A 14373-nucleotide genomic window follows, 5' to 3' on the forward strand; every position below is an offset into this window, starting at 1 on the left:
AATGACCAACTCCCACAATGACCATGCGCGGGTCTCTTATCGCCAGGCCTTTAAGGCAATGGTTTTTGTCGGTGCCTGCGCACTGACAACTGGATCGGCTTTGGCCGCCGACGCCGAGGACCCCATTAAGATGACCCTCAACGATTGGACGGGTCAGTTGATCAGCACCAAGATCATGGGCGGCGTGCTGGCCCATCACGGGTACAATGTGGAATTTGTGCAGGCCGATTACACCGCGCAGTTTGCCGGCCTGAAGACAGGTGATCTGCATGTCGCGATGGAGATATGGGAAACTACGTCCCGCGATCTGATCGCCGAAGCGGTTGCGACCGGCAATGTCGAAAACATGGGCGAAACCGGTATGAAGGCGATCGAGGAATGGTGGTATCCCAGCTACATGGAAGAAACCTGCCCGGGCCTGCCAAATTGGGAGGCTCTGCTGGGCTGCCCTGAGGCCTTTTCCACTCCTGAGACGGCACCAAAAGGGCGGTATCTGGGTGCGCCTCCGGGCTGGGGCGGCTTTGACGAAGAGCGCGTCAAGGCGCTTGGCCTTGAGTTCGAGGTGGTGCATGCGGGGTCGGATGGGACCATGTTTGCAGAACTCGATTCCGCCTATCGCCGCAAGGCACCAATCGTGCTTTGGGCCTGGGCTCCGCATTGGGTGCCATCGAAATATGATGGCAAGTTCGTCGAGTTCCCGCCTCATGAAGAGGCCTGCTACACAGATCCGGGCTGGGGCATTAATCCCGACTTGGCCTATGATTGCGGCAAGCCGAGGGGCGGTGTCTGGAAACTGGCCTGGAGCGGTGTCGAGGAGAAATGGCCCGAAGCGCACCAGATGATCCAGGGCTTCAATATCTCCAATGATGAAATGGCCGAACTCATCGGAAAGGTTGACCTGGATGGAGAGGATCTGGATGCCGTCGTCGCCGAGTGGCTGGAGGCCAACCAATCTTCCTGGATGACTTGGTGATCCTGCCACAGCTCAGACCGGATATCCCTCCGGTCTGATGTCAACGCAATGCTCGGCCAGCGCACGCTTTAACCCCTTTCAGTGACTTCCAATTGTCCGTCTCATGCCTGGCGCTGCGCCTGGCGGGGGTCGACGTGATGGAACACCCGGTAAAACAGAAGGCAGCGGGATGGATAACTCTCAGCCAAAACTATCATGTCACAACCTGTGGAAGCTGTACGGTCCCAATGCGGAACGTCTGTTTCAAGAGTTGGGTGGAACGCTGACCCAGGGACAGATCCGAGACCATAATCTCGTGGCAGCCGTGCGCGGCGTTGATCTGGAGGTTTATGAGGGCGAAATCCTGATCGTAATGGGGCTGTCGGGTTCTGGGAAATCGACCCTCGTGCGCCTGATGTCGCGCCTCGTCGAGCCGACAGGTGGCGGCCTGCTTTACGACGGACAAGACCTTCTGTCTGCCAGCCGCAAAGACCTGATCGACATCCGCCGTCATGAGATGGGCATGGTGTTTCAGCACTTTGCCTTGCTGCCACATTTGACGGTGCTGGACAACGTCGCCTTCCCGCTGGAAATCCAGGGCGTACCGAGATCCGAGCGCCGCAGACGGGCGTTGGACGTGGTCAACCTGGTGGGATTGGGTGGGCGCGAATCGTATTATCCGGGAGAACTGTCCGGCGGTCAGCAACAGCGCGTGGGAATCGCCCGCAGCCTTGCCGTGGAACCAAAGCTGTGGTTTCTGGATGAACCTTTCAGCGCCCTTGATCCCTTGATCCGGCGAGAGATGCAGGATGAGTTTCTGCGTCTTCAGAAGATGCTGCACAAAACCATCGTCTTCATCACCCACGATTTCGAGGAGGCCATTCGATTGGCCGACAGGGTGGCCATCATGAAGGATGGTCAGGTCGTTCAGGTGGGAACGCCGGAGGATCTGGTCGTGGCTCCGGTGAATGACTACGTCCGCAAATTCACCGAGCATGTGGTACGCGCCAAGGTCGTTACCATCGGGCACTTGATGTCCAAGCCCGATCCGGCGGCCCGGTACGATGACTCGGTCCGTTTCGCGGATACCATCGCGGATGTTGCCGACAAGGTCGAACGGTCTGCTGGCAATGTCGCCGTTCGGGATCAGGACGATATCATCGTTGGAGCGATCAACCGCCAGAAAATCATCGACGTTCTCATTGGACGCGGGGAAACATAAGGTGGTCACTTTGCAAGATCCGCGGAGGGCCGCCTTCCTCGCCATAGCAGGGGGTGTTGCCGCCCTGCTGGCCGTCAGTGGCACGTCCATTGCCGCTTCGGTCGGCCTGACCTGGCTTGCCGACTACCCGGACACGCCGGTCGTTCCCCTCAGCGAAATCATTAATGGCTTCATGGACTGGTTGATTGGTGAAGCCACTTTCGGCCCGATCTCCGTGCGCGAGGCATTCAGGTTTCTGGCTGCCGCCATGGAGTTGCCATTGGATATCGTCGCAGCCGTGATTTCCGATGGTATCACACAGGGTCAGGGCAGCTTTGCCGTTCAGGTGGTTCCGCCGCTCAGCTGGATCGCGGTCCTGACGATTGTGGTCGCGCTCGGACACTATGCCGGCGGGTGGAAGCTGGCGCTGTTGTCAGGCGCCGGGTTTCTCTATCTGCTGGTGTTCCAGCAATGGGACAGTGCGATGACAACGCTGTCTTCTATTCTGGTTGCGGTACCGTTGGGTGCGGCGGTCGGCCTGTTGATCGGTATTGCCGCCCACAAATGGGTGGTGATCGGAAAGGCAATCTCGCCGCTCCTGGACCTGATGCAGACCATCCCGACCTTTGCCTATCTGGTTCCGGTTCTCTTTCTTCTCGGCTTTGGCCCTGTGTCGGCCATGCTGGCGACAATGATCTACGCCACGCCGCCGATGGTCCGCGCCACGATCCTGGCGCTCCGGTCCGTGCCAGATGAAATCAAGGACTTCGGGCGTATGGTCGGCTGTTCCGAGCGTCAGTATCTGTTCAAGGTTCTGGTTCCCTGCGCCAAACCGACGCTGATGGTGGGCCTGAATCAAGTGATCATGCTGTCGCTGAACATGGTGATCATCGCATCGATGATTGGCGCGGGCGGTCTGGGGTACGACGTGCTTCTCGCTTTGCGCCGGCTGGACATCGGCGGTGGTCTTGAGGCCGGGCTGGCAATTGTGGTGCTGGCGATTGTACTGGACCGGCTGAGCCATGCCATCGCGACCCGCAAGACCAACGTCCACGAGGATCACCCGCGTCCGTTCCTCTGGCGTCATGCACGGGTGCTTCTGTGTTCTCTGGTCGTCGCCGTGACATATGCCGCAGGGCTGGTGTCCGATCTGACGCACAGCTTTCCTTCTGGTCTGCAAGTGTCCGCGGCTGACAGTTTGGATGCGTTCGTCATCCACGCCACGACCGAATACTATGATGTCTTTGAGACGGTGAAGTACTTTCTGCTGCTCAATTTCATGCTGCCGCTCAAGACTTTTCTTGTTCAGCTTCCCTGGATTTGGGTCGTTACGGTGATTGCAGGTCTGGCCTACTGGCTCAGGGGGCTGCCGTTTGCGGTGCTGTGTCTGGGAATGCTGGGTTTCATCCTGCTGGTCGGCCTTTGGGAAAAGGCGATGGTTACCGTCTATCTGTGTGGTTTCTCGGCCTTGATTGCCACTGTGATCGGCATCCCCCTGGGCGTTCTGGGTGCCGAGTATGACCGCCTTGGAAAGCTGCTGCTTGGGTTTGCCGATACGCTCCAGACCTTACCAAGCTTCGTCTACTTGATACCGGTCGTCATGCTTTTCCAGTCCGGGGATTTCTCGGCGATGATCGCGGTTGTTCTTTATGCGCTGGCTCCCGCTATTCGATACGCCCTGCATGGGGTCGCAAATGTCGATCCGCTGCTGATCGAAGCGGGCAAGATCTCCGGCTGTACCAACTGGCAACTGCTCAGAAAGGTCAAGCTGCCGCTGGCCATGCCCGAGATCATGCTGGGCATCAATCAGACCATCATGCTGGCCTTGTCGATGCTGGTCGTAACCGCCCTGGTCGGTACCCGCGATCTGGGTCAGGAGGTCTTCGCCGCCCTGCAAAAGGCCGACACCGGCATGGGGCTGGTTGCCGGGCTGTCCATCGCCTTCATCGCCATCATCTCAGACCGATTTGCCTCGGCTGCATCCTCCCGGATGCGACAGGGCCACCGATCCTAAACGACCGCGTCATCTGCAATGCAACGCACAGAGGCGCGTCAAAGACCAAGAAAGAGGGAAAGACCATGAACCCGGAAACGTTTGATTACATCATTGTTGGCGCAGGTTCGGCCGGCTGTGTCCTGGCGAACCGGTTGACCGAGGATTCCAGCACCACCGTGCTGCTGATCGAGGCGGGCGGAAAGGACGACAGCATCTATGTGCAGATGCCGACCGCGCTGTCTATTCCGATGAGCATGCCGCGATTCAACTGGGGGTTCACCTCGGAACCTGAAAAAGGCATCGACGGTCGCCTTGTTGACGTGTCCCGGGGCAAGGGGTTGGGAGGGTCGTCCTCGATCAACGGAATGATCTACGTGCGTGGCAACGCCTGCGATTTTGACTGGTGGGAAGAACAGGGTGCCAAGGGCTGGTCCTATCAGGATTGCCTGCCGTATTTCAGGAAGGCCGAAAGCTGTGACTATGGCGAAGACGCCTATCGCGGCGGCAGCGGGCCGCTCAACACATGTAACGGCAACAAGATGAAAAACCCGCTCTACCGTGCCTTTATCGAGGCAGGTGAGCAGGCGGGCTACGGCGTCACCGATGACTATAATGGCTACCGGCAGGAAGGCATGTCCAAGATGGATATGACCGTCAAGGGCGGGGTGCGGTGGAGTACGGCCAACGCCTATCTGAAACCGGCCATGCGCCGTCGCAATCTGACGGTTCTGACCCATGCGGTCACCCACCGGGTTCTGCTTGAGGGCAAAAAAGCAGTCGGCGTTGAATACAAGCAAGACAACCGCATGAAGACCGTGCACGCGCGGCGCGAGGTGATCCTGTCTGCCGGTGCGATCGGTTCGCCGCACATTATGCAGATGTCCGGCATCGGACCTGCCCACGTTGTGCAAAATGCCGGTGTTGAAGTGCTGCACGACCTGCCGGGTGTGGGCGAAAATCTTCAGGACCACCTGGAGTCCGTGATCGCTTATGAAACCAAAGAACCTGTGTCGCTCAACCGGCATCTGGGGCCGATCTCCAAATTCCTGATCGGCGCCCGGTGGTACTTCCTCAAGAACGGGCTGGGGGCCACCAATCATTTTGAATCCACAGGATTCATCCGCACCCGCGCGGGGATGAAATGGCCGAATGTTCAGTTCCACTTCCTGCCCGCCGTTATTCGCTATGACGGCAAAGGAACGGCCGGGCCGCATGGTTATCAGATCCACTTTGGCATCAACCGGTTGAAGAGCCGTGGCTGGGTCCGGGCCAGATCACAGGACCCGTTGCAAAGCCCCGAGATCGTCATGAACCACTTCCAGGACGAAGAGGATATCATCGACTACCGCACTGCCTTCAAACTGTCGCGCGAGATCGGCATGCAGCCTGCCTTCGACAAATACCGCCATCGCGAGATTGATCCGGGCGAGGATGTGCAGACCGATGATGAGATCGACGCCTGGGTACGGGCGAATGTCGAGACGGCGTATCATCCGACCTGCACCTGCAAAATCGGAGCCAATGACGATCCGATGGCAGTTGTCGATCCAGACTGCCGTGTGCGGGGGATCGAAAGCCTGCGGATCATCGACGCGTCGATTTTCCCGACGGTGATCAACGGCAACACCAACGCCCCGACCATCATGCTGGCCGAGAAAGCCGCCGATATCGTCCGCGGGCGCGACCCGCTGCCGCGTTCGAACGCTCCGGCCTATGTCGCCCCCGATTGGGAAACCAAGCAGCGTGTCGGCACAGCCGTGCGCCCGATGCTCTGACCAGCCAATGTCGCGAAATGAAAAGATAACCGGAGACAGTATGAACACTTATCACGACACCGCGAAAACCCTTCGCTTTCCAACCCAGGCCCTGATTGACGGCGTGTTTCGAGATGCGTTCTCGGGCGAGCGATTTGACACCGTCAACCCTGCAACGGGTGAGGTCATTGCACAGGTGGCTGCCTGCGAAAGTGCCGATGTTGACGCGGCGGTTGCCTCTGCCCGGCGCGCATTTACCGCTGGTGTCTGGTCGGGCCTGCACCCTGAAGAACGCAAGAAGGTCCTGCAAAAGCTGGGAGCGCTGATCGAGGAGAATCTGGAAGATCTGGCTATTCTCGAAAGCATGGATGCCGGCAAGCCGGTCTCGGATTGTCTTGAGGTCGACGTGCCGGAAACGGCGCGGTGCATCGTCTGGCATGGTGAAATGCAGGACAAGCTTTTTGACCAGATCGCCCCGAGCGATGCTTCGGCGGTCGGCCTGATCGTGCGCGAACCTGTCGGAGTTGTTGCTGCGGTCCTGCCATGGAACTTTCCGCTGCTGATGATGGCCTGGAAGATCGGCCCGGCGCTGGCCACCGGCAATTCGGTGATCGTAAAGCCCGCCGAACAAACCAGCCTGACCGCCTTGCGCCTCGGCGAACTGGCGCTTGAGGCGGGTGTCCCGCCGGGCGTGCTGAACGTCGTGCCGGGCATGGGGCCAACGGCCGGTGCGGCCCTCGGTGCGCATATGGATGTGGATGCACTGACCTTCACCGGCTCCACCGAGGTGGGCAAGCTGTTCCTGATGCAATCTGCGCAGAGCAACCTCAAAGAAGTCTGCCTGGAGATGGGCGGTAAAAGCGCCGCTGTTGTGCTGCAGGACGCCCGCGATCTGGATCGCATCGCAGAACTGCAGGCCAATGCTATCTTTTGGAACATGGGCGAAAACTGTACCGCCAACAGCCGTGTGATTGCCCACACGGATATCTATGACGACCTACTGGCGAAACTGGTGGCCAATGCGACCGAGTGGCAAATCGGTGACCCGCTTGACCCCGGCGTCAGGATTGGCCCACTTGTCACGGCGGAACACCGGGACAAGGTCGTCGGCCTGATCCGCAAAGGCATTGATGAGGGCGCGCGGCTGATGTGTGGGGGCGACGACCACGACGGCTTACATGTCAAACCAACGATCTTTGCCGATGTGTCCGAAGATATGACGATCTTTCAGACCGAGATTTTCGGCCCGGTTCTGACGGTCACTCGCGCGGGCAGCGACGAACATGCCATCGAGTTGGCCAATAATTCGGACTACGGCTTGGCTGCCTCGCTTTATACAGCTGATGTGGCCAAGGCCCATAGCTTCGCGCGCCGGTTGAACGCCGGTACCGTGTCAGTAAACGCCTATGCGGAGGGTGATATCAGTACTCCATTCGGAGGCTTCAAGCATTCGGGTTTCGGCGGTCGCGACAATGGAGTTGAAGCACATGATCAATACACCGAACGCAAGACAATCTGGATCGATCTGACCGGATAGTATTTCACGATCTATACTTCTGTTTCAAAATGCCTGCTGGGGTTTTGTTTATTGGTATCTGCTTCGATCAGGCTGGCATCGACCGCCAGACGCAAGCGGCTGAGCAAACCCTCGGCAATGCACCGTGCCACTGTCGTTTTAGACAAATACCGCAAGAGCTCAGTCTTGCGGAAGCGACCTTTGCGGTTCTTGGAAAAGGTCGCGTGATTTGGCACTTAATCACTCAGATTCAGGCGGCAAAACCAACGATACGTCAGGTTCAGGTACACCTCCTCGCACAAACGCCGCTCCAACCGGGTGCCGGAGCAATGCCCGGCCAGCAGCATCCGGATCAGAAGCACGAGAACAACCGAAGGACACCCGGTATGACGATAGGCCTTCGCCAGGCGGGCGCAGAGAATAGCGGCGTCCGTGCTTCCTGCTTCGACCCCATCATCAATCAACCCTCCCACCCGTGGGGGAGCTGAATAAGTTGTTTACCACTCGGTCAAGGGCGAGATTTTTACCGGACTATCCGCAAAGCAGACCTAGCCTTCCCCCCGCACCAGCAAATCCAGCATGTCTGAGATATCCTCGATCTCTTCGGCGATCACATGCGTTACCGAATGCGCACGCTGCATCCGACCCGTCACGCGCAACAGCCGCCCCGAGATCACCGCGCGGCGGAAGCGTTCGTAGATCATGCGCCACACCACCACGTTCACCACGCCGGTCTCATCCTCGAGCGTGACAAAGATCACGCCCTTGGCCGTCCCCGGCCTCTGCCGCAGGATCACCAGCCCGGCCACCGTCACAAGCGCACCCTCCGGCGGGGCCTCCAGTTGGCTGGCGGGCAGACAGGCGGGCGGGGGCGGCCAGTCCCGGGTTGGAACGACAGGACGAACAGGAGCAATAAGCATGAGAACAAAAATAGAACAAAAGCAGGGAAAGTCCAGAGGCGTCGAGATGAGTCGCAAATGAGGCTGGAAAGACCTAAATGCCTTGACTAAGGAAGAATTCGAACATCGCAAAAGGAAGACGCACGCAATGGCAAAGATCACCTATGTCGAGCATGGCGGTACCGAACACACGGTCGACGTCGCCAACGGCCTGACCGTCATGGAAGGGGCCCGTGACAACAACATTCCCGGCATCGAAGCCGATTGCGGCGGTGCCTGCGCCTGCTCGACCTGCCATGTCTATGTCCACCCCGACTGGGTCGAAAAAATCCCGGCCAAGGATGACATGGAAGAGGACATGCTGGACTTTGCCTACGAGCCCGACCCGGCGCGCTCGCGCCTGACCTGCCAGATCAAGGTCACCGACGATCTGGACGGGCTGGTGGTACAGATGCCGGAAAAACAAATCTGATGATATCCAAGGCGCCGCGCCAAACCGCAGGCCCCTGGCACCACCTGGCCCGCGGCGCGCGGTTGCTGTTGAGCTTCTGGCTGGCCGGGTCGGTCCCGGTGGCCATGGCCGACACCCTCACCTCGGCACGTTTTACCGAGCCCACCACGCGCTATGCCCATGGCGTTCTCGGGGACAATATCGAATATGGCGCGCTGGAACTCACGGTGAGCCGATCATCTTCCGGCAGCACTGAGCGCGAGTCCGCTGTCGTGACTATCCGCCTGCCCACGGATCGCGTTTTCGAAGATCTGGCGCCCCGTTTGGTCGATCTGGATCTGGACGGATCACCCGAAGTCATCGTGGTCGAGGCCCAGAAGGACACGGGCGCTCAACTGGCCGTTTATGACGCGCTGGGGCAAAAGATCACCGCCACGCCGCATATCGGAACCCGCTTCCGCTGGCTTGCCCCAGTCGGAGCGGCGGATCTGGACGGGGACGGGCACATCGAGATCGCCTATGTAGACCGTCCTCATCTGGCCAAAACCCTGCGGATCTGGCGGTTTGAGGACGGGATGCTGACCGAAATCGCCACCCTGCCCGGCCTGACCAATCACCGGATCGGAGAGGATTTCATAACGGGCGGTCTCAGGGACTGCGGATCGGGTCCGGACCTCATCCTCGCCGACGCGAACTGGCGCAACATCGTGCGTGTGCAATATGCGGACGGCTGGGTGCAGACGGACCTGGGACCTTTCACAAAAGCGGCCTTGGAACGGTACTTGACCTGCTCGGGTTGACGCCAATGAAGCCCGCAGCGGCGGGCTGCCCGGCCCAAGGCCGTTGGCGTTGCATCTTTGATGCAGCGACCGGGCGCGGGAGGCTTGCGGTCAGAGGGCCCGCCAGCCGATATCGCGCCGATAGAACCCATCCGGCCAATCGATCCCGTCAACCATGGCATAGACCCTGTCACGCGCCTCCTGCAGCGTCTCGCCGCGCGCCGTCACATTCAGTACACGTCCACCCGCAGCTGTGATCTGACCGTTCACTGCCTTGGTGCCGGCATGGAACACCATGTTGCCGCTGTCTTCAGGAGCGCTGTCCAATCCCCTGATCCGCGTTCCTTTTTCATATGAGCCCGGATACCCTTTTGCGGCCATCACCACGGTCATCGCGTGATCATCCGCCCAGTTCACCTGCGTTTCGCCCAAGCGACCCTCAGCCGCTGCGTGCATCAGATCCATCGCCTGGGCACCAAGGCGCATCATCAGAACCTGACACTCCGGATCGCCAAACCGCACATTGTATTCCACAAGTCGCGGTTGCCCGTCCTTGATCATCAAGCCTGCATACAGGACGCCCTGAAACGGCATGCCGCGCCGTTTCATCTCCGCCATCGTCGGGCGCACGATGTCATCAAGCGCTCGTGTTTCGATTTCCGCGTCCAGAACGGGTGCGGGGGAATAGGCCCCCATACCACCGGTGTTCAGCCCGGTGTCGCCCTCTCCCACGCGCTTGTGGTCCTGTGCGGTTCCGATCGACAGGATGTCCTCGCCATCACACAGGACAAACAACGAGGCTTCCTCGCCCTCCATGAACTCCTCGATCACAACCTCGGCCCCGGCACCGCCAAAAGCGCCTCCGAACATGTCGTCGATTGCGTCCAGCGCGGTTTGTTCGTCCATGGCGACGATCACGCCTTTGCCTGCGGCCAGACCATCGGCCTTCACCACAATCGGCGCCCCCTGCTCCCGAATATACGCCTTGGCCGGCTCGGCTTCGGTAAACCGGGCATAGGCGGCTGTAGGCGCACCCGACGCATCGCAGATTTCCTTGGTGAAACTCTTGGACGCCTCCAACTGCGCCGCCTTGGCGGAAGGGCCAAAAACCAGAACCCCCGCTTCGCGCAGGCGATCCGCCACGCCTGCGGCCAAAGGCGCTTCGGGGCCGACAATCACAAAATCAATCGCGTTTTCCTCGGCAAAGCTGACGACCGCGCCCCCGTTTTCGATATCCAACGCGGCGCAATCGGCAATCTGTTCGATCCCGGCATTGCCCGGCGCCACGATCAGACGGTCACATTTGGGGTTTTGCAGGACCGCCCAGGCCAGGCTGTGCTCGCGTCCACCGCTGCCGAGAATAAGGATATTCATGAAACGCTCCGATCTGCTTGGCCTTGCCTTGCGCGCGTTCTAAGCTGGGCGAGCATTTGACACAAGGCGCTGAAATGTCCGACCTGCTTGACGACCCGATCCCGGGCCAGAACACCCCCGAATACACCGTTTCGGACATCTCGGGCGAGGTGAAGCGCACGCTGGAAGGCGCGTTCGGGCGAATCCGCGTGCGCGGCGAGGTCGGTCGGGTGTTCAAGGCGCGGTCCGGGCACCTGTATTATGACATCAAGGACGACCGGAACGTGCTGGCCTGCACCACGTGGAAGGGCCAGATATCGGGATTGTCGGTTGTCCCGGAAGAAGGGTTGGAGGTCGTCGTCACCGGTCGACTGACCGCCTTTGGGGCGCAGTCGAAATACAATTTGAACGTCGATGAGGTTGCGGTTGCCGGGCAAGGCGCGCTGATGGCACTGCTGGAAAAACGCAAGAAGCAGCTTGAGGCCGAGGGGCTGTTCGCGCCGGAACGCAAGAAACCCTTGCCCTACCTGCCGCAGGTCATCGGCGTTGTCACCTCACCCTCTGGCGCGGTGATCCGGGACATCCTGCATCGTTTGCGGGACCGCTTTCCCCGCAAGGTTCTGATCTGGCCCGTCGCCGTACAGGGATCAAACTGCGCGCCCGAGGTCACAAACGCCATCAAAGGGTTCAACCAGTTCACTTCCGGAGGCGCCCTGCCCCGACCGGACCTGATCATAGTCGCACGCGGGGGTGGGTCGATCGAAGACCTCTGGGGCTTTAACGAAGAAAGTGTCACACGCGCCGCCGCCGCCTCGGAGATTCCGCTGATTTCGGCTGTCGGGCATGAGACAGACACAACCCTGATCGATTTTGTCTCGGACCGCCGCGCACCGACACCCACCGCTGCCGCTGAACTGGCCGTGCCGGTGCGCATGGAACTGCTCGCCTGGACCGGTGAACAGGGTGCCCGCCTGTCGCGGGCCACCACCGACGGCGTGCAAAGACGTTCTCAGCGGCTGCGTGATCTGTCACGCGCGTTGCCGCGAGCAGAGACGCTGTTGGACAGCCCGCGCCAACGGTTGGATCAGATCTCGGAACGGCTGCCAAACGCATTGATCCGGGGTGTACAAACCCGTCGGGTCAGGTTGCTGGATATGTCTGCACACCTGCGCCCGTCGACGCTGCGCGGCGTGGTCGAAACACGCCGCGATCGCTGGCGAAACCTGTCCTCGCGCCTGTCGTTGCGCCCAATTCAACGCGAACTCGATGCGCGTCGCGAGACACTGGACCGCCTGACAGACCGGCTCAATTCGGCTCAGACCACGCGGCTGGATCGCCTGCGCCAGCAGCTCGAAAGCACCGACCGCCTGCGCGAAACGCTCAGCTACCGCGCGACGCTGGACAGGGGTTACGCCGTCGTCCGCGCCGGAGAGCAGGTTCTGACCCGCAAGGCGGATGCGGAAAAGCACAGCGCTCTCGAGATCGAGTTCGCAGACGGCAAACTCAGCACCGGTCCGGGCGGCGCGCCCAAATCGAAGAAACCGCCAAAACCACCCGCGCCCGATCAGGGGTCGCTGTTCTAACCCATGCTGACAATCTGGGGTCGCAAAACGTCATCCAACGTCCAAGCGTTAATGTAGTGTGTTGTAGAGCTTGGCCTCACCTATCGGCGCATTGACGTGGGTCATCATTTCGGTGGACTTGATACAGAAGAGTTCCGCAATCTTAATCCAAACGGAACCATCCCGGTGCTGCAGGACGGCACTAACGCACCCCTATGGGAAACCAGTTCCATCCTCCGCTATCTCGCGGCCCGGTATGGCGATGATTGCTTTTGGCCGAGCGACCCTGTCCAACGGTCCGAGGTGGACAAATGGGCGCAATGGGCGAAACTGAACGTCGCAATGGCTTTCACCGGCCCTGTGTTCTAGCGCGTTGTTCGCACACCACCTGCCGAACAGGACCCGGTTGCCATCTTGGGCGCTGTGAAAACTCTGGAACAAAAGCTTGAGATCGCCGAAACCACACTCGCCAATAACGCCTATATCGCCGGTCCCTCATTGAGTCTTGCCGATATCCAGTTCGGGCATGTCCTGTTTCGATACTACGACATTGAAATCCAGCGCACGCCATTTCCGTATCTGCGCCAATACTACAACGCGCTCTGTGAACGACCCGCTTTTCGGGACCATGTCATGATCAGGTATGACGAACTCAGGGCGATCTGACCCGCGCCATCAGACCCCGACATCTGGCCCGTAACAGACCATTTCCTCACCCAGATCATCGGCCTCATACAGTTCGGTGGCCTGGGGATCGCCCTCGAATTGCGCAATCAGCCCGCCGCCGGACCGGGTAAAGACCCAGCATTGCGGGTCCAGTCGGTCTTCGTAGACAAAACAGATCTGTTCTTCGCGCTGGTACCAGATGCCTTCCTTGCAATCGCCATCCAGAAAGGACCAGATGACCCGGCGATTGGGCAGGTATCGTTCGACCCCGTATATCTGGCCTTCAAAGCCATAGAACAGGGTTTTGCCACGCGTATAGTCATCGAATTCCGTGGCGGACAATGGCGGCTGCGCGGCTACGGTCTGCGCCGAAAAGGTCACAAGAATCATCAGGTATCTGAGCATGGCTGCATTCTGTCAGATACAGTACCCTTCTTCCATTGAACCTTTGCCTGGACAGGTCCCGATCAGGGTAACTCAACGTCACGGCTTGTGTCATATCCGCTGCCGGAGTGACATGGCTCCAACCGGGTAATCCGCAGCAACAACAGAGGGCCGACATGACGGTTTTGGTATTTTGGGCAGCGCTGGCCTGTGCCCTGGCCTACCTGCCGCTGACTGCGCGCCCCGCTGGCGCTTTGCGGTCGGTGCTGAAAACGGCCTCTGTCGCGGCGCTGGCCTTGATTGCCATCGCCCAATCAGCGCCCTGGTTGCTGATTGTGGCCCTGACCCTGTGCGCAATTGGCGACGCGCTGCTCTCGAGAGAGACTGACGCCACATTCATGGCCGGTATCGGAGCCTTTGCCGCCGGGCACCTCGCTTATATCGGGCTGTTCCTGACCTTTCCCCTGAGCGACGTGAGCCTGATCCTGGTTTCGCCAGCCATTGTGTGGTCACTGGCCATTCTGGGCATTGTCATGGCAACCCTGCTGGCACCCCGTGCTGGTGAACTGAAGAGGCCCGTGCTGGGGTACATCCCGATTATCCTTGGTATGGGCGTCACGGTTCTTGCCGTTCCGGATACCGGCGCACTGCGATGGGCCCTGCCCGCGGCCATTGCCTTCATCGCCTCGGACCTGATCCTGGCGACCGAAAAATTTCTGCTGCCTGCAGGACATCCGGCCCTCAAGCTCACCCCATACCTTGTCTGGCCGCTCTATTGGGGTGCGCAGGCGGGTTTCCTGATCGCCTTTTCGTGACCCTTTGCAACTGCCGCCAATCCGCATTAGGTGAGTTGAACACCT

At 59.8% G+C, this 14373-nt stretch carries 13 protein-coding genes and 2 pseudogenes; 11 read left to right on the forward strand and 4 right to left on the reverse strand.

Translation table 11 applies throughout. The features are described from left to right. Position 1 precedes the first annotated feature (1 nt). From ACR3E0_RS12320 to ACR3E0_RS12340, 5 genes are all read left to right on the forward strand, one after another. Complete coding sequence (locus ACR3E0_RS12320) at positions 2-973, forward strand: ABC transporter substrate-binding protein (protein ID WP_480479112.1); 972 nt, start codon at positions 2-4, stop codon at positions 971-973. Between the two features lie 169 nt (positions 974-1142). Next, complete coding sequence (locus ACR3E0_RS12325; protein WP_480479113.1) at positions 1143-2174, forward strand: quaternary amine ABC transporter ATP-binding protein; 1032 nt, start codon at positions 1143-1145, stop codon at positions 2172-2174. A gap of 10 nt (positions 2175-2184) precedes the next feature. Then, positions 2185-4167, forward strand: coding sequence for an ABC transporter permease (locus ACR3E0_RS12330; RefSeq protein ID WP_480479114.1), 1983 nt, complete (start codon positions 2185-2187; stop codon positions 4165-4167). A 65-nt stretch (positions 4168-4232) separates the two neighbouring features. After that, a complete protein-coding gene (gene betA, locus ACR3E0_RS12335; RefSeq protein WP_480479115.1) occupies positions 4233-5924 on the forward strand; it encodes a choline dehydrogenase in 1692 nt (563 codons plus the stop codon). A 40-nt stretch (positions 5925-5964) separates the two neighbouring features. Then, positions 5965-7440 (forward strand): aldehyde dehydrogenase, encoded by a 1476-nt coding sequence (locus ACR3E0_RS12340; protein ID WP_480479116.1) that lies wholly within the window; start codon positions 5965-5967, stop codon positions 7438-7440. A 41-nt stretch (positions 7441-7481) separates the two neighbouring features. Here the strand turns inward: ACR3E0_RS12340 and ACR3E0_RS12345 are convergent. Together ACR3E0_RS12345 and ACR3E0_RS12350 are read right to left on the reverse strand one after the other, a co-directional pair. Beyond that, positions 7482-7832: pseudogene (locus ACR3E0_RS12345) on the reverse strand (transposase); the annotation flags it as partial. Positions 7833-7967: 135 nt separating this feature from the next. Next, positions 7968-8339, reverse strand: a complete 372-nt coding sequence (locus ACR3E0_RS12350) for an OB-fold nucleic acid binding domain-containing protein (RefSeq protein ID WP_480479117.1) — start codon at positions 8337-8339, stop codon at positions 7968-7970. 127 nt (positions 8340-8466) lie between these two features. On the opposite strand from ACR3E0_RS12350, the gene ACR3E0_RS12355 reads away from it, so the two are divergent. Next, a complete protein-coding gene (locus tag ACR3E0_RS12355; RefSeq protein WP_480479118.1) occupies positions 8467-8790 on the forward strand; it encodes a 2Fe-2S iron-sulfur cluster-binding protein in 324 nt (107 codons plus the stop codon). Beyond that, positions 8790-9569 carry an FG-GAP repeat domain-containing protein gene (locus tag ACR3E0_RS12360; RefSeq protein WP_480479119.1) on the forward strand — a complete coding sequence of 260 codons (780 nt, stop codon included), beginning with the start codon at positions 8790-8792 and terminating at the stop codon, positions 9567-9569. Before ACR3E0_RS12355 ends, ACR3E0_RS12360 begins: the two co-directional genes overlap by 1 nt. 90 nt (positions 9570-9659) lie before the next feature. Here the strand turns inward: ACR3E0_RS12360 and purD are convergent, their stop codons facing one another. Continuing rightward, complete coding sequence (gene purD, locus ACR3E0_RS12365; protein ID WP_480479120.1) at positions 9660-10922, reverse strand: phosphoribosylamine--glycine ligase; 1263 nt, start codon at positions 10920-10922, stop codon at positions 9660-9662. Between the two features lie 74 nt (positions 10923-10996). Between purD and xseA the strand changes: the two genes are divergently transcribed. The 3 genes and pseudogenes from xseA (at position 10997) to ACR3E0_RS12380 (ending at position 13129) form a co-directional block, all read left to right on the forward strand. Beyond that, positions 10997-12484: an exodeoxyribonuclease VII large subunit gene (xseA, locus tag ACR3E0_RS12370; RefSeq protein ID WP_480479121.1), complete on the forward strand. Its 1488-nt coding sequence runs from the start codon at positions 10997-10999 to the stop codon at positions 12482-12484. Positions 12485-12556: 72 nt separating this feature from the next. Beyond that, a pseudogene (locus ACR3E0_RS12375) lies at positions 12557-12832 on the forward strand (glutathione S-transferase family protein); the annotation flags it as partial. Positions 12833-12877: 45 nt separating this feature from the next. Continuing rightward, entirely contained in the window at positions 12878-13129 is a 252-nt protein-coding gene (locus ACR3E0_RS12380; RefSeq protein ID WP_480479122.1) for a glutathione binding-like protein, read from the forward strand. Positions 13130-13138: 9 nt separating this feature from the next. On the opposite strand, the gene ACR3E0_RS12385 is transcribed toward ACR3E0_RS12380, so the two are convergent. Next, a complete protein-coding gene (locus ACR3E0_RS12385; RefSeq protein ID WP_480479123.1) occupies positions 13139-13534 on the reverse strand; it encodes a hypothetical protein in 396 nt (131 codons plus the stop codon). A gap of 155 nt (positions 13535-13689) precedes the next feature. Between ACR3E0_RS12385 and ACR3E0_RS12390 the strand changes: the two genes are divergently transcribed. After that, positions 13690-14328: a lysoplasmalogenase gene (locus ACR3E0_RS12390; protein WP_480479124.1), complete on the forward strand. Its 639-nt coding sequence runs from the start codon at positions 13690-13692 to the stop codon at positions 14326-14328. Positions 14329-14373 lie beyond the last annotated feature (45 nt).

The sequence above is a fragment of the Ruegeria sp. AJ12 genome (genome assembly GCF_056536245.1).

What these genes read in the sequence shown, in the direction of transcription:
- ACR3E0_RS12320 (WP_480479112.1), top strand. Translation starts at nt 2, where the DNA reads ATGACCAACTCCCACAATGACCATGCGCGGGTCTCTTATCGCCAGGCC.
- ACR3E0_RS12325 (WP_480479113.1), top strand. Translation starts at nt 1,143, where the DNA reads ATGGATAACTCTCAGCCAAAACTATCATGTCACAACCTGTGGAAGCTG.
- betA (WP_480479115.1), top strand. Translation starts at nt 4,233, where the DNA reads ATGAACCCGGAAACGTTTGATTACATCATTGTTGGCGCAGGTTCGGCC.
- ACR3E0_RS12340 (WP_480479116.1), top strand. Translation starts at nt 5,965, where the DNA reads ATGAACACTTATCACGACACCGCGAAAACCCTTCGCTTTCCAACCCAG.
- ACR3E0_RS12350 (WP_480479117.1), bottom strand. Translation starts at nt 8,339, where the DNA reads ATGCTTATTGCTCCTGTTCGTCCTGTCGTTCCAACCCGGGACTGGCCG.
- ACR3E0_RS12355 (WP_480479118.1), top strand. Translation starts at nt 8,467, where the DNA reads ATGGCAAAGATCACCTATGTCGAGCATGGCGGTACCGAACACACGGTC.
- ACR3E0_RS12360 (WP_480479119.1), top strand. Translation starts at nt 8,790, where the DNA reads ATGATATCCAAGGCGCCGCGCCAAACCGCAGGCCCCTGGCACCACCTG.
- purD (WP_480479120.1), bottom strand. Translation starts at nt 10,922, where the DNA reads ATGAATATCCTTATTCTCGGCAGCGGTGGACGCGAGCACAGCCTGGCC.
- xseA (WP_480479121.1), top strand. Translation starts at nt 10,997, where the DNA reads ATGTCCGACCTGCTTGACGACCCGATCCCGGGCCAGAACACCCCCGAA.
- ACR3E0_RS12385 (WP_480479123.1), bottom strand. Translation starts at nt 13,534, where the DNA reads ATGCTCAGATACCTGATGATTCTTGTGACCTTTTCGGCGCAGACCGTA.
- ACR3E0_RS12390 (WP_480479124.1), top strand. Translation starts at nt 13,690, where the DNA reads ATGACGGTTTTGGTATTTTGGGCAGCGCTGGCCTGTGCCCTGGCCTAC.